The organism is Streptomyces sp. CBMA152, from assembly GCF_014596475.1.
Classification (GTDB): domain Bacteria; phylum Actinomycetota; class Actinomycetes; order Streptomycetales; family Streptomycetaceae; genus Streptomyces.
Genome location: NZ_MECJ01000039.1, coordinates 1 through 18,404, shown reverse-complemented (window position 1 = coordinate 18,404; position 18,404 = coordinate 1). Strand labels below are relative to the sequence as shown.

Sequence of the window (18,404 nt, the reverse complement as noted above, 5' to 3'; positions counted from 1 at the left end):
GTGCGGACGCATGGGCCGAAGGCACAGAAGCCGCCCGGCGGGGTACTTACGTTCGCATGACACCCACCGCGACCTACCGGCTGCAGCTCCAGCCGGATTTCCCGTTCCGTGCCGCCGAGCGCGCCGTGCCCTATGTCGCCTCGCTCGGGGTGTCCCATCTGCATCTCTCACCGGTCCTCGAAGCGGTGCCGGGGTCGACGCACGGCTACGACGTCGTCGACCACGCGCGCGTACGTGCGGAGCTGGGCGGCGAGGAGGGGCTGCGGCGGCTCGCCCGCACCGCGCGGGCGGCCGGGCTCGGCCTGGTGCTCGACATCGTCCCGAACCACATGGCGGCGGTGCCGCGCCACAACCGGCAACTGTGGGAAGTGCTGCGCGACGGCCCCGACTCGCCGTACGCCAAGTGGTTCGACATCGACTGGGCGGCGGGCGACGGCAAAGTGCTGCTGCCGGTGCTGGCCGGGCCCATCGGGAGCGAGCTGGACCGGCTCACGGTGGACCGGCGGGACGGGGTGTTGGCGTACGGGGAGGCGCACGAGTTCCCTCTGCGCGCCGGCACGGAGGGGCTGGCGCTGCCCGAGCTGCTCGATGCCCAGTGGTACCGGCTCGGCTGGTGGCGGCTGGCCCGTACCGAGCTCAACTACCGGCGCTTCTTCACGATTTCGGAGCTCATCGGCGTTCGTGTGGAGCACGACGAGGTCTTCGCCGCCACGCACGCCAAGGTGCTTGAGCTGATCCGCGACGGGGTGGTGGACGGGCTGCGGGTGGACCACCCGGACGGGCTGGCCGACCCCGAAACGTATCTGCGACGGCTGAGCGAGGCGACGGACGGCTGCTGGACGGTGGTCGAGAAGATCCTCGCGCGCGTGGAGCCGCTCCCGGCGGGATGGGCGGTCGCCGGCACGACCGGCTACGACGCGCTCTGCCGGATCGACGGCCTCTTCACCGACCCGGCCGGGCACGCGGAACTAATCGCCCTTTACCGGGAGTTCATTGATCAGGCCGACGACCGGGGCGGGCTCTGGCAGCCGACCGCGCGCCGCGCCGCCTACGAAGTGGTCACACATGAACTGGCCGCCGAAGTGGACCACCTCACGCGCGCGGCGGCGCGACTGTGCGCCCGCGAGCCCGCGCTGCGCGACCACGCGCCCTGGGCCCTGCGGCTCGCCCTGCGTGAGCTCCTGGTGCGGATCCCGGTCTACCGGCCGTACGGGCTCGGCGCCGAGGACGTGCTGACCCCGGACATGGCACGCCGGGCGAGGCAGGCGTTCACCGTGCCGGAGGAGGCCGCCGCGGTCGATGCCGTACGTGATTTGGCGCTCGGGCGGTACGGCGACGGCGACGGGCACCGCGCGTTCCGGGTCCGCTTCGCGCAGACGGCCTCGGCGCTGCGGGCCAAGTCCCTCGAAGACACGGCGTTCTACCGCTACGTGCCGCTGCTCTCGGCCAATGAGGTGGGCGGCGCCCCCGACCGGCCCGCCGTCGCCCCGGAGGAGTTCCACGCCTTCTGCGCCCGCATCGCCCGCGACTGGCCGGCCACCGGGACCGTACTGTCCACGCACGACACCAAGCGCAGCGCGGACGTACGGGCTCGGATCGCGGCGCTGTCCGAGTGCCCGGGGCGGTGGGCGGCCCTCCTCGACCGGCTCACCACCGCGCGCGTGCCCGATGGCCCCGCGCCCGATCCGCATCTGGCGTGGACGGCCTGGCAGACGGCGGTCGGCCTGGGCGGCACCGGCGTCACGGAGGAGCGGCTGGGCGGCGCCCTGCTCAAGTCCGCGCGCGAGGCTCGGCTGCGCACCGGCTGGACCGAACAGGATCCGGTGTACGAGCGCGCGCTGGCCCAGTTCGTCGCAGCGGGGCCTGCCGGGCCGCTGTCGGCCGAGATTGAGGAGTTCTCTCGCGGCCTGACCGCCGCCACGCGCGCGAACGTGCTGGGTGCCGCGCTGGTGCATCTGACGATGCCGGGGGTGCCGGACGTCTATCAGGGCACGGAGTCCGAGTACCTGGCGCTCGTCGACCCCGACAACCGGCGGCCGGTGGACTTCCCCGAGGCCGCGCTGGATTCCGAGCCGGATTCCGCCCCCGACGAGAAGTGGAAGGTCTCGATCGAGGCACTTCGCCTGCGCCGGGAACTTCCGCAGGTGTTCGGAGAGTTGGGTACATACGAGCCACTGACCGCCACCGGGCCGTCGGCCGCTCACTGCCTCGCGTTCTGCCGCTCCGGCGAGGTGGTGACGGCGGTGACCCGGCTGTCGCTGCGGCTGGCCGAGTCGGGCGGCTGGGGCACGACAGAGCTGCCGCTGCCGCAGGGCGTATGGGCCGATGTCCTGTGCGTCGGGCGGGAGTTCACGGGGGCGGTGGGGCTGGGCACCCTGTTCGCCGACCGTCCCGTCGCGCTGCTCCGGCGGGTCGCGGAGGCGGGGCTCTAACAACCGGTCACGGGTGACTCGCCCTTGCCTCCGTACGGCGCCGACCTGCGCAGCAGATCGGCGAAGGCGGCCGCGGCTCCGGTCAGCTCCACGCGGGAGAAGACCGCCAGGGCCCGGCTCCAGGGCGGGTCGACCGGCAGCACCACACAGTCCTCCCCGAGCCCGCCCCGTACGACGTGTGAGGGGGCCGCGACGATGCCGACGCCCGCCGCGGCCATCCGTACCGCCGTCGAGGTGTGCTCGGTGCGCAGGGCGGTGCGGGGCGCGAAGCCCGCCCGGCCGCAGGCCAGATCGAGGAACGGCATCCCGTCGACGACCGGCTCCATCGCGCACCGCACCCAGTTGTGGTCGGCCAGTTCCTCCAGCCGCACCGACGAGCGGCCGGCGAGCGGGTCGTCGAAGGGGACGATCAGCGCGATCTCCTCCTCGCCGACCTCGACGACGGGTCCGTCCCAGCGGCGTGGCCGGGGCCCCACGGCGAGGTCGGCGGTGCCGCGTTCGAGCTCTTCCTCCAGGGCCTCGGTGGACGCGTACTCGTGCAGGACGAGCCCCACCCCGGGATGTTCGCGGCGCCACCGCGCGAAGACGTCGGGCAGTATCCCCACAGCGACCGAGTGCACCGACGCGATGTGCAGCTCGCCCCCCGCCGCCCCAGCGCTCGCGCGGGCGGCCCGCTGAGCCCGCGCGGCGCTGCGCACGGCGAGCTGGGCGTGCGGCAGGAAGGCGCGGCCCATGGGCGTGAGGCGCACCCCGCGCGGAAGCCGTTCGAGCAGGTCGCCGCCGACGGACTTCTCCAGCGCCTTTATCTGGTGCGAGAGTGCGGGCTGGGTGACATGCAACAGCTCGGCCGCGCGCGTGAAGGAGGACTCCTCGACGACCGCCACGAAGTACTCCATCTGCCGCAGGCTCACATCGATCCCCGCCCCTCCCATATGCGTTGTGCATCGACCCCACAAGAACATTGCCTTGGACTCATGGCAAGGTCCGGCCGGAAGCTGGACCCATGACCGAGAACCCTGTGAACCCTGTGGCCGAGGACAACCGAGTGGCCGATGTGATCGTGATCGGGGGCGGCACCGGTGGGTACTCCACCGCCCTGCGGGCCGCCGCCCTCGGCCTGACCGTCGTCCTCGCCGAGCGCGACAAGGTCGGCGGCACCTGCCTGCACCGCGGCTGCATCCCGAGCAAGGCGATGCTGCACGCAGCCGAACTCGTCGACGGCATCGCCGAGGCGCGCGAGCGCTGGGGCGTGAAGGCCACGCTCGACTCGGTGGACTGGTCCGCCCTGGTGGCCACCCGCGACGACATCGTCTCGCGCAACCACAAGGGCGTGGAGAGCCACCTCTCGCACGCGCGGGTCCAAGTAGTCCGGGGCAGCGCCCGGTTGACCGGCAAGCGGACTGTGAGCGTCGACGGGCACGGCGCGTTCACCGCCCGGCGCGGCATCGTCCTCGCCACCGGCTCCCGGCCCCGGATGCTGCCGGGCCTGGAGGCCGACGGGCGGCGCGTGGTCACCAGCGACGACGCGCTCTTCGCCCCCGGACTGCCGCAGTCCGTCCTCGTCCTCGGTGGCGGCGCGATCGGGGTCGAGTACGCCTCCTTCCACCGCTCGATGGGCGCCGACGTCACCCTGGTCGAGGCCGCCGCCCGGCTCGTCCCGCTCGAAGACACCGATGTGAGCCGCCACTTGGCCCGTGGCCTGAAGAAGCGCGGCATCGATGTGCAGACGGGCGCCCGCTTCCTGTCCGCCGAGCTCCTGGAGAAGGGCATACGGGCGACCGTGCGCACCTCACGCGGCGAGACCCGGACCATCGAGGCCGAGCGGCTGCTGGTGGCCGTGGGCCGCGCCCCGGTGACCGACGGCCTCGGCCTGGCGGCGGCCGGACTGACCACCGACGAGCAGGGGTTCGTGGCCCCCGCCGACTGGGCGCGCCTGGAAACCCCGGTCCCCGGAATCCACGTCGTCGGCGATCTGCTGCCTCCTCCTTCCCTCGGTCTGGCCCACGCCTCGTTCGCCGAGGGCCTGCTCGTGGCCGAGACCCTCGCCGGTCTGACGTCACCGCCGGTCGACTACGCGGCGGTGCCCCGTGTCACGTACTCCTCCCCGCAGACCGCTTCGGTCGGGCTGACCGAGGCGGACGCCCGCAACCGCGGGCACGACGTCGTCGTCAACACGATGCCCCTGACGGCCGTCGCCAAGGGGATGGTGCACGGCCAGGGCGGTGTGGTGAAGGTCGTCGCCGAGCGCGACGGCCAGGTCCTCGGCGTCCATCTCGTCGGCCCGAACGTCTCCGAGATGATCGCCGAGTCCCAGTTGATCGTCGGCTGGGACGCCGAACCGTCCGATGTGGCCCGCCACATTCACGCCCACCCGACCCTGTCGGAAGCGGTCGGCGAGACGTTCCTGACCCTGGCGGGACGCGGCCTCCACCAGCAGTGAGGCCGCGCGAGGGGGCCGGTCGCAGGGCTCAGCCGCCGTTCGGCTCCAAGGTCCCCGCTACGCCTCCAGGCCCGCGGGCAGGGCGTAGCGGATCTTCTCGCGGCCGGTCGCGCCTATTCGGTCGTAGAACCGGCGCGCCCCTTCGTTCCAGACCGGCGTCTGCCACTGCACCTCAGTGATGCCGAGCGCCCGTGCCTCGGCCTTCACCGCGTCGATCAGCAGCGCGCCGAGGCCGAGGCCCCGGTGGCCGTCGCGGAGGAAGAGGCAGTCCATGTGCAGGTACTCACGCGCCTGCCAGGTGGAGAACTCGGGCGCGCAGCTCGCGTATCCGACCACCTCGCCGTCCGGGGTCTCCGCGACCAGACAGCGCACCCGGGGAGTCTCCGGGCCGAAGAGCAGGGCTCCGAGCCGCTCCGCGAGGTCGGGCGCGGGCGGCGCGGCCTTCTCGTACACCGCGTGCTCCGCGGCGAGTTCGGCCAGGCGCGGCAGATCGGCGGGGCGGGCGTGCCGCACACGGGGCTGCTGGTCGTCGTTCATACCCGCCATGATGAGGGGCACCACTGACAACGGCCTCTGCGGGGGCGTTTGCGCAGCTCAGGCTCCCTGCTCAGGCTCCCTGCTCAGGTTCCGGCTCGGGATCCCAGCCCAGGTCTTCGTGGCTCAGTGCGTGGCGAGCCGGAAGCTCATCCGCCCGAAGCTCACCTGGTCCCCGTCATTGACGACCACCGCACCGGTCACGCGGCGCCCGTTGACGCTGGTGCCGTTGGTGGAGCCGAGGTCCCGCAGCACCCACACGCCGGACTGGTGGGTCAGCTCCGCGTGCACCCGGGACACCGTCTCGTGGCTGAGCCGCAGCCCGTTGTGCGGATCACGGCCGATACGCAGCGGGTAGGGGCCCGGCACGGGGAACAGCAGCTTCGGCAGCCGCTCGGACTGCCAGGCCCGGCGCATGGCGACGGTGAACCCGGAAACGCGGCTCACGGCGCCGTACAGCGCACGCGACCAGCGGCTCTCCGACTCCAGATCGGCGGTGAGCGCGGCCAGCTCCTCGGACTGACGCGCGGAAAGGGCCAGTTCCATCCGCCGCAGGAAGGTGTCGTGCGAAAGCTTGCCCTGGGCGGCGCCCTCTCTGAGCACGTCGAGCACACGGTCGCGCTCGGCGTCGGAGAGCCGCGCGGGATACGTGTGGAACTCGAAGGACGACGTCACAGCAGCGATTGTCGGGCCGACGGCCTCGGCGTGTCCAGCAGAGCCGCAGTTTGCCGACTCACGCCGCCATCCCCACTGACCTGCGCCTAATCCCCTTGCCCGGCACCCGGGCACCGTTGTTAGGTTCTGCCGACCGTTACACCTCTGAGGGGAACTCCTTGACGACATCCGCGTCGGACATCATTTTCCGTCCGCTCGCCGGGCCCGAGGAACTCGGGCTCTTCCAGCAGCTTTCCTATGTGCTCGACCACGAGGTCGAAGACGATCTGGCCACCGGGCGCCGCCGTCCCGAGTGGATGTGGGTGGCCCTGCGCGAGGACCGCGTGCAGGCCCGCCTCTCCTGGTGGACACCGCCGGACCACGAGGCCCCGTACACCCTCGACTTCTTCGACGTCGACGACAGCCTGCCGCCCGGTGAGCGGCATGCCGTCGGGCTGCGGCTCCTGGAGACCGCCACCGCCGCGGTGATCCCGGCCGGCGCACCGCGTCCCGAGTACGGGCGTTTCGCTCCCGGCGACTGGCGCGAGGACCCGCACGCGCGCGAGGTCGTCGAGACGCGGATGAACATCCTGGCCGAGACCGGCGCGCGCGTACTCGTGGAGCGGCTGCGCCTGGAGTGGCGCCCGGGAACCCCGGTCCCCGCGCCGTCCACCCGCCTCACCTTCCGCCCGGCGACGGACCGCGAGGAACTGCTCTCGCTGATGACGCTGATCCTGGAGGGCACGCTCGACGAGCACAGCCGTGCGGAACTGCTCACCATGACGCCGCGCGAGTCGGCCGAGCTGATGTACGAGGAGGAGTTCGCCACCTTCAGGACGCCCCGGGAGTGGTGGCGGATAGCCGAACTCCCGGACGGTGGCGGCCCGGTGGGCTTCGTCATCGCAGCCCGCAACAATTACCACCCGATCATCGCGTACGTCGGCGTGCTGCCCGCCCACCGGGGTCAGGGCTACATCGACGACATCCTGGCCGAGGGCACCCGTGTCCTGGCCGCTGAGGACGTTCCGCGCATCCGTGCCGCGACGGACCTCGGCAACGTCCCGATGGCGAACGCCTTCGCGCGCGCGGGTTTCGTGACCTTCGAGCGGGCGATCAACATGGTCTGGTCAGAGCAATAGGTGAACCTCACATCAGTGCCGCGACAGTGACCCTCACGGGCTTACTGCGCGGCGCGCTGGGTGCGGATCATGTCCCGGTACCACCGGTAGGAGTCCTTCGGGGTTCGCCGCAGCGTCTCGTAGTCGACGTGGACGAGCCCGAAGCGCTGTGAGGCACCTTCGATCCACTCGATGTTGTCGGTGAGCGACCAGACGAAGTAGCCACGCACGTCGACGCCTTCGGCGATGGCCGTGTGCAGGGCGCGCAGATGGCCGTCGAGATAGCGGATCCGGCCTGCGTCCGCGATTTCGTCGTAGGAGCAGCCGTTCTCGGTGATGTATACCGGCGGCAGGCGGTCCCCGTACCGTTCCTTCAGCTGTACGAGCATCTCGCGCAGGCCGTCGGGGACGACCGGCCACCCGAAGGCGGTGGTCTCGTATCCCTCGATCTCCCTGATGCCGAAGGGCAGTTCGGCGGGCATCCGGAAGCCCGCGAAGGAGTCGACAGCCTCGGGCGTGGGCGCGCCCACGCGCGTGGGGTTGTAGTAGTTCACCCCGTACCAGTCGAGGGGCGTCGAGATGATGGCGAGGTCGTCGGCGACCGGGCCCGGCATCAGAGAGGCGAAGCCGTCGTCGGGGTAGCGGCCGGTCAGGATGGGGTCGGCGAACATCCAGTTGCTGATGGTGTCGTACAGATCCGCGCCGAAACGATCCTCTTCGCTCTCATCGGCCGCCCAGACCGGAGTGTGCGAGACCGCGATCCCTATGTTGTCGGCGCCCGCCGAGCGCAGCGCCCCGACGGCGAGGCCGTGCGCCAGCAGCTGGTGGTGGGCGGCGGGCAGCGCGTCGAAGAGCAGCTTCTTGCCGGGGGCGTGCTCACCGAGCGCGTAGCCGAGCAGGGTGACCTCGGCCGGCTCGTTGATGGTGATCCACATGGGGACGCGGTCGGCGAGTCTGTCGGCCACTACGCGCGCGTAGTCGGCGAAGCGGTATGCGGTGTCGCGGTCGAGCCAGCCGCCCCGCTCCTCCAGCTCCAGCGGGGTGTCCCAGTGGTAGAGCGTCGGCGCGGGGGCGATGCCCCGGGCACACAGTTCGTCGACGAGCCGGTCGTAGAAGTCGAGCCCGGAGACGTTGACCGGGCCGGCGCCGCCCGGGACGACACGCGGCCAGCTGATGGAGAAGCGGAAGGCTCCGGCGCCGAGGCCCGCGAGCAGGGCGACATCCTCGCGGTAGCGGGCGTGGAAGCCGGTGGCCCGGGAGGCGTCGGAGCCGTCCTTGATCCGCCCCGGCTCGGCGGCGAAGGCGTCCCAGCCGGAGGGGCCCTTGCCCTCGGCTGCGGCGGCTCCCTCGGTCTGGAAGGCTGAGGCGGAGGCTCCCCAGAGGAAGCCGTGCGGGAACGGCGGCAGGGTCATGGATCCGGACCTTAATGGCGAGTAACCACAACCTCTAGCCCTTGATCCCGCCTTCCGCCGACTATTGGATGCCCTGTTCCACGATTGACGGTACGCGGGCAACGGAAGGTATGGAGCATGTTGTTCGAGGTGTGGGCACCGCAGGCGGACCGGGTCGCCCTCCAGCTGGGGGGCGCGCGTCATGACATGGAGCCGCATCCGGTCCGGCCGGGGTGGTGGCTGGCCGAGGCCGAGGCGCGGGACGGCGACCGCTACGGATACGCCGTCGACGGCGGCCCGACGCTGCCCGATCCCCGCTCGCGCCGCCAGCCGGACGGGCCCGACGGCCTCAGCGCCGTCGTCGACCACGAGCTCTTCACCTGGCAGAAGCCCTGGCAGGGCCGTCGGCTGCCCACAGCCGTCCTCTACGAGCTGCACATCGGCACGTACACCGAGGAGGGCACCTTCGACGCGGCGGCCGCCCGCCTCGCCCATTTGGCGGAACTGGGGGTCACGCATGTCGAGCTCATGCCGGTGTGCCCCTTCCCGGGCCGGCACGGCTGGGGCTACGACGGCGTGTCGCCCTGGGCCGTGCACGAGCCGTACGGCGGCCCCGAGGGGCTGAAACGATTTGTCGACGCGGCGCACGAACACGGCCTCGGGGTCGTCCTCGATGTCGTGCACAACCACCTCGGCCCGTCCGGCAACCACCTCCCCGCCTTCGGCCCGTACTTCACCGACACCCACCACACGCCCTGGGGCACCGCCGTCAACCTGGACGCCCCCGGGTCGGACGAGGTGCGGGCGTACTTCCTGGAGAGCGCGCTCGCCTGGCTGCGCGACTACCGGCTCGACGGACTGCGTCTGGACGCCGTGCACGCGCTCGTCGACACGCGCGCGTTGCCGTTCCTAGAAGAGCTCTCCACGGCCGTCGACGTGCTCTCCGTCCAGCTGGGCCGCCCGCTCTTCCTCATCGCCGAGTCCGACCGGTGCGACCCGCGTACGACCGCCCCGCGCGCGGAGGCCGGGCTCGGGTTGCACGCCCAGTGGAACGACGACTTCCACCACGCCCTGCACACCGCGCTCACCGGCGAGTCGCAGGGCTATTACGCGGACTTCGCGCGCGCCCCGCTCGCCGCCCTCGCCAAGACGCTCACCCGCGTCTTCTTCCACGACGGCACGTATTCGAGCTTCCGGGGCCGCACCCACGGCCGCCGCGTCGACCGCGCGAGAACCCCCGCCCACCGCTTCCTCGGCTACTCCCAGACCCATGACCAGATCGGCAACAGGGCGCTGGGGGACCGGCTCTCGGCCACCCTCTCCCCCGGGCTGCTGGCCTGCGCCGCCGCGCTGGTGCTCACCGGGCCGTACCCCCCGATGCTCTTCATGGGCGAGGAGTGGGGCGCCAGCACGCCCTGGCAGTACTTCACCGACCACCCCGATCCGGAGCTCGCCGAGGCCGTACGCAGCGGCAGGCGGCGGGAGTTCACGGCGCACGGGTGGGCCGAAGGGGACATCCCCGACCCACAGGACCCGGCCACCAGGGCGCGCTCCTGTCTGGACTGGAGCGAGCTCGCGAGCGAGCCCCACGCGCGCGTGCTCGCCTGGTACCGCGAGCTGATCGCGCTGCGGCGCTCGCGGCCCGACTTCACCGACCCGGACATCGCCGCCGTCAAGGTCGTCCACGACGAGGAGGCGCGCTGGCTCACCTTCCGGCGCGGCGACCTCAGAACCGTGGTCAACCTCGCCAAGGAGCCCGCCGTGATCCCCCTCGGCAGGAACAACTGCCAGGTGCTCGCCGCGTGGGAGCCGGTGCAACCGCCGCGCCCGGACGGCGAGTTCCTGCTGCCGCCCGAGAGCTGCGCGGTGCTCGGCCCCGCGATCGGTTGACTATTCGACGACTGCCATCTCGCGCGCGGTGTTGTTGAAACTGCGGCCGCCGTCCTCGGTGACCGTGACGATGTCCTCGATGCGCACGCCGAAGCGGCCCGGCAGATAGATGCCCGGCTCGATGGAGAAGCACATGCCGGGCACCAGCGGCTGTTCCTCGCCCTCGATCATGTAGGGCGGCTCATGGGTGGTGACACCGATGCCGTGGCCGGTGCGGTGGATGAAGTACTCGCCGTATCCGGCCTCCTCGATCACCGCGCGCGCCGCCCGGTCGACGTCCTGGCAGGCCGCGCCCGGCCGCACCGCCTCGAACCCCGCCCGCTGGGCCTCGCGGACGACGTCGTGGACGCGCTGTTCGTCGGCGCTGGGCTCGCCGACGTGGACGCTACGGGTGGTGTCCGAGCCGTAGCCGTGCTTGAGGCCGCCGAAGTCGAGCACGACCATGTCGCCGTGCGCGATGGTCCGGTCGCCCGCCTCGTGGTGCGGATTGGCGCCGTTGGGCCCCGAACCGACGACGGTGAAGTCCACTTGCGAGTGGCCGTACTTGATGAGCAGAGCGGCCAGGTCCGCCGCGACGTCCGTCTCCTTGCGGCCCGCGAACCGGACCTTCAGGATCTCTGTGTACGCCTCGTCGGCCGCCGCTCCGGCCGCTTCGAGCCGCGCCAGCTCATGCTCGTCCTTGACCGCCCGCAGCATCGGCAGCGCCTCGGTGAGCGCCGCAAAAGAAGTCTCCGGAAGCCGCTGCTGCAAGCCGAGCAGGTGCAACGCCCAGGCGTTGTCGCTGACCCCGAAACGCTGTGGGGAACCGGCGTTCCCAGAGGGCGCCAGGAGGGGCGCGGTCAGGGCGTACGGGTCGACGGCGTCGGTCCAGTCCCGCAGGGTGAGCGCGGCGGCCCCGGGGGCGTGCTCCGCGTCGGACGCCTCCAGCTTCGGCACGACGAGGACCGGCTCCTGTCCGGCTGCGAGTACCAGGACGGTCAGCCGCTCGGTGATCGCGGTCGGCTGATAGCCGGTCAGATAGACCAGGTCGGGCCCGGGCGCGACGAGCAGACCGGACAGTCCGGCAGCGGCGGCGGACTCGGTGGCGCGCGCCATGCGTGCGCGGTAGTCGTCGGCGGTGAAGGGCGCGGGTGCGGGTGTGAGCGACATGGCCTCATCCTGCCCTCGCGCCGTGGCGAACGCGATCGGGATTTCGCATCCGGAAGCAGGGGCTGCGAGGGGCGGCAGACGTCGGCTCAGGCGCCTTCCTGGCTGTCCCCCACCAGCCGCTCCAGAAGCTCCTGGAAGTCGTCGCCGACGAGGATCCGCAGCCCGTCCCCGTGGTCCTCTCGATCGCTGAGCTGGGTCAACGTACCGTCGCGCCACCAGTAGACGAACGGGCTGATGGAGCCGGGGGTGTCCTCAAAGCCGGACGCGGCGAACGACGCCATGGCGTTGAGGGCGGGGATCATTCCGGAGTCGCGGATGACGTGGAACGCGAGCTGGTGGCGGAACGGCATGGCGACGAGGGCGCCGTCCTTCGTCAGTTCGCGGCCGGTGAGCTTCGGCACCAGGGCGTCGAGCGCCAGCACCCGGCTGGCCGTGTAGAACGAGTCGCCGACGACGACCTCGAACCGCATGCCGTCCTCACCCTTGACGGTCTCGTGCGACTCGACGGGCAGATTCCGCAGGTTGCTCAGGGCCTGGGCGCGCAGTTCGGGGATCGGGCCCAGCGGCTCCAGCGCCTCGTCGGTGAGCATCATGACGCTCTCCGGGAGGTCGAGGGCGAGGATCTCGTACAGGCCGGGAGCGATACCGCGCGCGTAGCTGAAGGTCTGCGGGTCGAGGCTCGCCTGGCTGATCACGCGCGGGTAGAGCTGCGCGCGGATCTGCTCGGGCGAGAGGATGTCGAGCGCGGAGGGTCCGTCCATGGTGCGGAGCACCATGCCGACATGGCGACGAATCAGTTCCGGCCACACACGCGGTCCACGGCGGTCGTTGTGGCAGACCGCGGCGAGGTTTCCGAGGCCGAACTGGCGGCCGCCGCTGTCCTTCACGAAGTCGGCGTAGACGGTCACCTCCAGGCCCTGCTCGGCGAACGCCTCGCGTGCCTGGGCACGGAACCGCGAGCCCTCGTCGGCCGAGAAATAGCCGAACTCCGCGTCCCGGGGCGTGTCGCTCCGGTCCCGCTTCGGCCCTCGTCGGAATATCCCCACGTCAGCTGCCTTCCGTCACACGGGTCACACGGTAGCCCCGTGGTAGATCCCTACGCCGTTCCCACGCCCGGTGAAGGCCGAGCCTACCCAGCCCCTACGGTGCTCACGACAAGATCCGCACGGTCCCGGCCACCGGCCACTACGCGCGCGTTGGCCTCGTCCGACTCCCTGACCCACCGTTCGGCGTACGAGCGGGCCTTCCCGAACCGGACATGCCGCTCGACGAGCCTGCGCACCCGTTCCTCCCCGTCGATGTCCAGGTACCAGACTTCGTCGAGCAGGCCTCTGACCGGGGCCCACGCGTCTTGATCATGCAGCAGGTAGTTGCCCTCGGTCACCACGAGCGGCACTTCAGGGCCGACCGGGAGGCTCCCGGCGACCGGCTCCTCCAGCGCACGGTCGAAGGCGGGCGCGTACACCACCGTGCCGGGCTCGGGGGTGCGCAGCCGGGTGAGCAGGGCAGCGTATCCGGCGGCGTCGAAGGTGTCCGGTGCGCCCTTGCGGCCTTCGCGTCCGAGGCGGATCAGTTCGGCCTGGGCGAGATGGAAGCCGTCCATGGGGACGAGCACGGCCTGCCCTCCCAGCCGTTCGACCAGCCGCTCGGCCAGGGTGGACTTCCCGGCTCCGGGCGGCCCGGCGATACCGAGCAGACACCGGCGGCCGGGCGCGGCGAGCAGCCGGGCGCGCTCGACGAGACGATCGAGGTGGACGGGCTCCATGCGCGGCATTGTTCCAGTACCGAACAGGCTCCGGATTCTGGCACCGAGCGAGCTCCAGTTCGTGGCGGCTTGGCCAGGCCAGAGTCATACGTATAACCTCGCCCCATGTCCCACATCGCGCTCATCGCCCTCGTCGTCCGCAACTACGACGAGGCCATCGCCTTCTACACCGACGCACTCGGCTTCGAACTGGTCGAGGACACCGACCGTGGCGACGGCTCCCGCTGGGTGGTGGTCCGGCCGCGCGGCACCGGCACCGCGTCGTTGCTACTGGCCCGCGCCAAGAACGAGGCCGAGCGCGCGAGCATCGGCGCGCAGACCGGCGGCCGGGTCGGCTTCTTCCTCCACACCGAGGACTTCGCGGTCGACCACGCCCGGATGACGGCGGCGGGCGTGCGGTTCCTGGAGGAGCCCCGGCACGAGGCGTACGGCTCGGTCGCGGTCTTCGAGGACCTGTACGGCAACCGCTGGGACCTGCTCCAGCCCGTGTAGAACCCCACCGACCGCAGCCCGGGAACCTGTGGAAAACCTCTGCTCCAGCCCTGCCACCTGCGCAGACTCCTCCGCGAAACGAGCCCGGGCGACGGCTGCGCAACGGCGTTGTCAGTGGGGGCTGTTACGTTCTGTGACATGACCGATCACGCACTCGACCTGCTGCGACAGCGACCCGACCTGGCCGAACTGGCCGCGTACCCCTTCAACTTCGACCTGGACCGGGCCGATCATGTCGAAGCGGTGCGGCTGGCCTCGGGGGGCTCGCTGGTGCCGATAGCGGGCGACGACACCGGCGGCACGTTCTTCGTGTGCGGCGGCGGGCGCGTGCTGTACGCGTCGTCGGAGGGCCAGGCCGGGCTGATCGGCGACAGCGTCACCGAGGCGCTGGAGGTGATCATCGGGCTGCCGTCCTGGCACGACTGCGTCTCGCTGACCCCGGCGGACGATCCCGACGGCGAACAGCGGATCCGGGACGACCTGGCCGAGCTGGAGGAGGAGGTCCTTGAGTACGTCCCGGAACTGGCCACGTTCCGGGCCGACTTGCGCACCGGGCTCGGGCTGCCCGACCGCTCCCCCACCGAGCTGGTCGCCCGGCTGTACGACGCCCTGATCCGTACCGAGCCCGAATATCTGCTGCTCAACGCCGAGGAACTGCTCGCCTACGAGCCATTGGACCGGCATCCCCGTCCGCCGCTGTGGCAGACCGTGCTCGGTCCGGGCCGCGCGGACCTGGCGCTGCTGCGCGCCGACCCCGCCGCCTGGGAGGACGTGGCCGGGGACGACACCCGCCGGGCGGTGGTGCTGCGGGCGGCGCAGTACGACCGCCGGGAAGAGGATCTGCCGTTCCTGCGCCTGCTGATGAAGCGCGAGGCGGACCAGGCCGGAATGAGCGACGAACTGCGCCTCGCCGTCGTCCTGGTGGGGCTGCGCGGACTGCCGGAGGATCTGCCGCTGCTGCGCGAGGTCCATGAGACGACGTACGACACGTGGTGCGGCCTCGGTGGCATGCCGCAGGATGCGGCGGCGCTGGGACGCTGGGCACGGGACCTCGACGAGTCCGAGTACGGCACGGACCCTGCCGACGAGGGCGAGCTCACCTGGATCGCACTTGCCCACTCGCAGGGTCTCACCGAGCACGCCCGGGCCGCGCTCATACGGATGCTGGACGACACCGGGCCGGACGCCGAGATACTGCGCGCCCTGCGCTCGGGGCACAAGCCCGGGCCGTACTCGGGCGCCGACCGGCCCCGACTCCGCACCCTCAGCCACGAATTGGAGCTGATCGGCGACCTGGCCCAGGCAGCCCGCGCCCAGCGGCTCTACGTCTCGCTCCAGGACACGGCGTGGAACAGGGCGTCGGAGGGATGCACGCTCGCCCGGCTGGAGCGGGAGCGGGAGGCACTGGAATCGGCTGCGGCGGCGCTGCGCGGGGTGGTGACCGCGCTCGGGGCGGGTGATCCGGAGACGGCTCTGGGATCGGCGGCGGGGTCGGACGCGGTACAGACGGCGCTCGACATCCCCATACCGAAAGCCGGTCCGGACGCGGCCGAGGACACGAGTGCCGAGGGCTGGCACAACTACGGACTGGGGATGAGCGTCGTCGGGGAGCACTTCCGGCTGGCGATAGCGGCCGGCGAGGCGGGAATGCCCGCCCACGCCTCCGCCGCCTATGCCACCGGGGAGCAGCTGTTCCGGCGGCTGACTCCGGCGGGCCGTGCGGGCTGCGCCGAGCTGGCGAAGGAGGCGGAGGCCGCGGTGACGGCGGTGAGCGCCTCTGTGCCCGAGGCTCCCGGCGCCGCCACCTGACAGAACTCCCGCTCCGCAGCTGCCCGATCCCGATCGCTAGAGGAGGACCGACGGTCTAAGCGACGTAGTCACGGAGGTGACGCGCAGTCAAAGTATCCGCATCCGCGATCAGTTCGGCCGGGGTGCCGGTGAAGACGACCTGGCCGCCGTCGTGGCCGGCTCCGGGGCCGAGGTCCACGATCCAGTCGGCGTGGGCCATCACCGCCTGGTGGTGCTCGATGGCGATGACGGTGTTGCCGGAGTCGACCAGCCGGTCGAGCAGGGCCAGCAGTTGGTCGACGTCGGCGAGGTGGAGGCCGGTGGTCGGCTCGTCCAGGACGTACACCGAGCGGTCCTCCGCCATGTGGATCGCGAGCTTGAGCCGCTGGCGCTCACCGCCGGAGAGGGTGTTCAACGGCTGGCCGAGGCGCAGATAGCCGAGGCCGACGTCCGCCAGGCGGGAGACGATGGCGTGCGCCTGACCGGAGGGGAAGAAGTCGACCGCCTCCTCCACGGGCATGCCCAGCACCTCGCTGATGTTCTTGCCGTTCAGGGTGTACGTCAGCACCTCGGGCGTGAACCGGAGGCCCTCGCACTGCTCGCACACCGAGGCGACCTGGCCCATCATCGCGACATCGGTGAAGATCAGACCGAGGCCGTTGCAAGTCGGGCAGGCACCCTCGGAGTTGGCGCTGAACAGGGCGGCCTTGACGCCGTTGGCCTTCGCGAAGGCGTTGCGGACCGGATTCAGGAGTCCGGTGTACGTGGCCGGGTTGCTGCGCCGGGAGCCGCGGATGGGTGACTGGTCGGCGACGACCACGCCGTCGCGGCCGGCCAGATTGCCGTGGATCAGCGAGCTCTTGCCGGAGCCCGCGACACCGGTGACGACGGTCAGCACGCCGAGCGGGATCTCCACGTCGACGTCGCGGAGGTTGTGCTGGGCCGCGCCCTTGATGGAGAGGTGACCGCTCGGCTTGCGGAACGTCTCGCGCAGCCGTGCCCGGTGGTCGAGGTGCCGGCCGGTCAGCGTGTCGGACGCGCGCAGCCCGGCGACGTCGCCGTAGTAGCAGATCTCGCCGCCATGCTGGCCCGCGCCCGGCCCGAGGTCGACCACGTGGTCGGCGATCTCGATGACCTCGGGCTTGTGCTCGACCACGAGCACCGTGTTGCCCTTGTCCCGCAGCCGGATCAGCAGATCGTTCATCCGGGCGATGTCGTGCGGGTGGAGGCCGGTGGTCGGCTCGTCGAACACGTACGTCACATCGGTCAGGCTGGAGCCCAAGTGCCGCACCATCTTGACGCGTTGGGCCTCGCCACCGGAGAGGGTGCCGGTGCTCCGGTCGAGGCTGAGGTAGCCGAGTCCGATCTCGACGAGGGAGTCAAGGAGGCCGATGAGGTTGACGAGCAACGGGGCGACGGACGGCTCGTCGAGTCCCCGCACGAACGCGGCGAGGTCGCTGATCTGCATGGCCGCGCACTCGGCGATGTTCACGCCGTTGATACGGGAGCCGAGAGCCGCCTGGCTGAGGCGGCTGCCGCCGCAGTCGGGGCAGTCCGCGAAGGACACGGCCCGGTCGGCGAAGGCGCGGATGTGCGGCTGCATGGCCTCGCGGTCCTTGTTGAGATAGACCCGCTGGATCTTCACGACCAGGCCCTCGTAGTTGAAGCTCTTGGTGCCGATCTTCACCTTGGTCGCCGGCTTGTAGAGGAAGTCCTCCCACTCGGCGTCGGTGTAGTTCTTGAGCTTCTTGTCCGGGTCGAACAGCCCGGTGCTGGCGAAGGTCTCCCAGTTGTAGGTGCCGACGCCCATGTTGGGGACGGTGATCGCGTCCTCGTTGAGGGACTTCTCCCGGTCGACGAGCTGGTCGGGGTCCACGGCGGTGACCTCGCCCATCCCCTCGCAGCGCGGGCACATGCCTTCGGGGGTGTTGAAGCTGAAGGCGCTCGACGTTCCCACATACGGGTCGCCGAGACGGCTGAAGACGATCCGGAGCATGGTGAACGCGTCGGTGGCGGTGCCTACGGTGGAGCGCGAATTGACACCCATCCGCTCCTGGTCCAGCACGATCGCCGTGGTCAGGTTGTGCATGGCGTCGACGTCCGGGCGGGCAGCGCTCGTCATGAAGGACTGTACGAAGGCGGTGTACGTCTCGTTGATCAGTCGCTGTGACTCGGCGGCGATGGTGCCGAAGACCAGCGAGGACTTGCCGGAGCCCGATACGCCGGTAAAGACGGTTAACCGCCGCTTCGGGATGTCTATGTCGACGCCTTTGAGGTTGTTCTCCCGTGCTCCTCGCACTTGGATCTCGTGGTGACCGTCTGCCGCGTGCTGCGTCATTCTCGGGGCTCCTCGCTCGTACGGCACGATGGGGCCCCAGGCTAGACGGGTGGCGGCCGTCGATGATGCCAGAACGCAGAAAAGCCCCGTACCGGATCCCGGTACGGGGCTTTTCTCAAAATTTGTTCGGCGGCGTCCTACTCTCCCACAGGGTCCCCCCTGCAGTACCATCGGCGCTGAAAGGCTTAGCTTCCGGGTTCGGAATGTAACCGGGCGTTTCCCTAACGCTATGACCACCGAAACACTATGAAATTTGAACGCTGGCATTGACACAGCTGTTCGTTATTTCAGAACTAACACAGTGGACGCGAGCAACTGAGGACAAGCCCTCGGCCTATTAGTACCAGTCAGCTCCACCCCTTACGAGGCTTCCACATCTGGCCTATCAACCCAGTCGTCTACTGGGAGCCTTA

General features: G+C 70.8%; 14 protein-coding genes and 2 rRNA genes. 6 read left to right on the top strand and 10 right to left on the bottom strand.

Annotated elements, in window-relative coordinates:
• Positions 1 to 56 precede the first annotated feature (56 nt).
• Positions 57 to 2,432: a malto-oligosyltrehalose synthase gene (gene treY, locus BG418_RS38160; protein WP_188278679.1), complete on the top strand. Its 2,376-nt coding sequence runs from the start codon at positions 57 to 59 to the stop codon at positions 2,430 to 2,432.
• On the opposite strand, the gene BG418_RS38155 is transcribed toward treY, so the two are convergent.
• On the bottom strand, positions 2,429 to 3,328 hold the full coding sequence (locus tag BG418_RS38155) for a LysR family transcriptional regulator (RefSeq protein WP_188278893.1): 900 nt from the start codon (positions 3,326 to 3,328) through the stop codon (positions 2,429 to 2,431). The genes treY and BG418_RS38155 overlap by 4 nt on opposite strands.
• 107 nt (positions 3,329 to 3,435) lie before the next feature.
• Between BG418_RS38155 and lpdA the strand changes: the two genes are divergently transcribed.
• Positions 3,436 to 4,872 (top strand): dihydrolipoyl dehydrogenase, encoded by a 1,437-nt coding sequence (gene lpdA / locus BG418_RS38150; protein WP_188278678.1) that lies wholly within the window; start codon positions 3,436 to 3,438, stop codon positions 4,870 to 4,872.
• 57 nt (positions 4,873 to 4,929) lie between these two features.
• Here lpdA and BG418_RS38145 read toward each other — a convergent pair whose 3' ends face one another.
• Positions 4,930 to 5,409 (bottom strand): GNAT family N-acetyltransferase, encoded by a 480-nt coding sequence (locus BG418_RS38145; RefSeq protein WP_188278677.1) that lies wholly within the window; start codon positions 5,407 to 5,409, stop codon positions 4,930 to 4,932.
• Between the two features lie 123 nt (positions 5,410 to 5,532).
• Entirely contained in the window at positions 5,533 to 6,081 is a 549-nt protein-coding gene (locus BG418_RS38140; protein WP_188278676.1) for an FHA domain-containing protein, read from the bottom strand.
• A 158-nt stretch (positions 6,082 to 6,239) separates the two neighbouring features.
• Between BG418_RS38140 and BG418_RS38135 the strand changes: the two genes are divergently transcribed.
• Entirely contained in the window at positions 6,240 to 7,199 is a 960-nt protein-coding gene (locus BG418_RS38135) for a GNAT family N-acetyltransferase (RefSeq protein WP_188278675.1), read from the top strand.
• A gap of 41 nt (positions 7,200 to 7,240) precedes the next feature.
• On the opposite strand, the gene BG418_RS38130 is transcribed toward BG418_RS38135, so the two are convergent.
• Positions 7,241 to 8,590 (bottom strand): GH1 family beta-glucosidase, encoded by a 1,350-nt coding sequence (locus tag BG418_RS38130; protein ID WP_188278674.1) that lies wholly within the window; start codon positions 8,588 to 8,590, stop codon positions 7,241 to 7,243.
• 117 nt (positions 8,591 to 8,707) lie between these two features.
• On the opposite strand from BG418_RS38130, the gene treZ reads away from it, so the two are divergent.
• Complete coding sequence (gene treZ / locus BG418_RS38125; protein WP_188278673.1) at positions 8,708 to 10,459, top strand: malto-oligosyltrehalose trehalohydrolase; 1,752 nt, start codon at positions 8,708 to 8,710, stop codon at positions 10,457 to 10,459.
• Here the strand turns inward: treZ and BG418_RS38120 are convergent, their stop codons facing one another.
• The 3 genes from BG418_RS38120 to BG418_RS38110 all read right to left on the bottom strand — a co-directional run bounded on the left by BG418_RS38120 (position 10,460) and on the right by BG418_RS38110 (position 13,373).
• Entirely contained in the window at positions 10,460 to 11,608 is a 1,149-nt protein-coding gene (locus tag BG418_RS38120; RefSeq protein WP_188278672.1) for an aminopeptidase P family protein, read from the bottom strand. It lies immediately after the preceding gene.
• Between the two features lie 86 nt (positions 11,609 to 11,694).
• Positions 11,695 to 12,654: a hypothetical protein gene (locus tag BG418_RS38115; protein ID WP_188278671.1), complete on the bottom strand. Its 960-nt coding sequence runs from the start codon at positions 12,652 to 12,654 to the stop codon at positions 11,695 to 11,697.
• Positions 12,655 to 12,737: 83 nt separating this feature from the next.
• Positions 12,738 to 13,373 carry a nucleoside/nucleotide kinase family protein gene (locus BG418_RS38110; RefSeq protein WP_223186042.1) on the bottom strand — a complete coding sequence of 212 codons (636 nt, stop codon included), beginning with the start codon at positions 13,371 to 13,373 and terminating at the stop codon, positions 12,738 to 12,740.
• A 105-nt stretch (positions 13,374 to 13,478) separates the two neighbouring features.
• On the opposite strand from BG418_RS38110, the gene BG418_RS38105 reads away from it, so the two are divergent.
• Both BG418_RS38105 and BG418_RS38100 read left to right on the top strand, forming a co-directional pair.
• The gene (locus BG418_RS38105; RefSeq protein ID WP_188278669.1) at positions 13,479 to 13,865 is read left to right on the top strand and encodes a VOC family protein; all 387 of its coding nucleotides are present in this window, start codon (positions 13,479 to 13,481) and stop codon (positions 13,863 to 13,865) included.
• 138 nt (positions 13,866 to 14,003) lie between these two features.
• Positions 14,004 to 15,674, top strand: a complete 1,671-nt coding sequence (locus BG418_RS38100) for a hypothetical protein (RefSeq protein ID WP_188278668.1) — start codon at positions 14,004 to 14,006, stop codon at positions 15,672 to 15,674.
• A 55-nt stretch (positions 15,675 to 15,729) separates the two neighbouring features.
• On the opposite strand, the gene BG418_RS38095 is transcribed toward BG418_RS38100, so the two are convergent.
• The 3 genes from BG418_RS38095 to BG418_RS38085 all read right to left on the bottom strand — a co-directional run.
• Entirely contained in the window at positions 15,730 to 17,991 is a 2,262-nt protein-coding gene (locus BG418_RS38095) for an excinuclease ABC subunit UvrA (RefSeq protein WP_188278667.1), read from the bottom strand.
• A gap of 124 nt (positions 17,992 to 18,115) precedes the next feature.
• Positions 18,116 to 18,232, bottom strand: a 5S ribosomal RNA gene (gene rrf, locus BG418_RS38090).
• A 76-nt stretch (positions 18,233 to 18,308) separates the two neighbouring features.
• Positions 18,309 to 18,404 (bottom strand): 23S ribosomal RNA (locus tag BG418_RS38085); the annotation flags it as partial.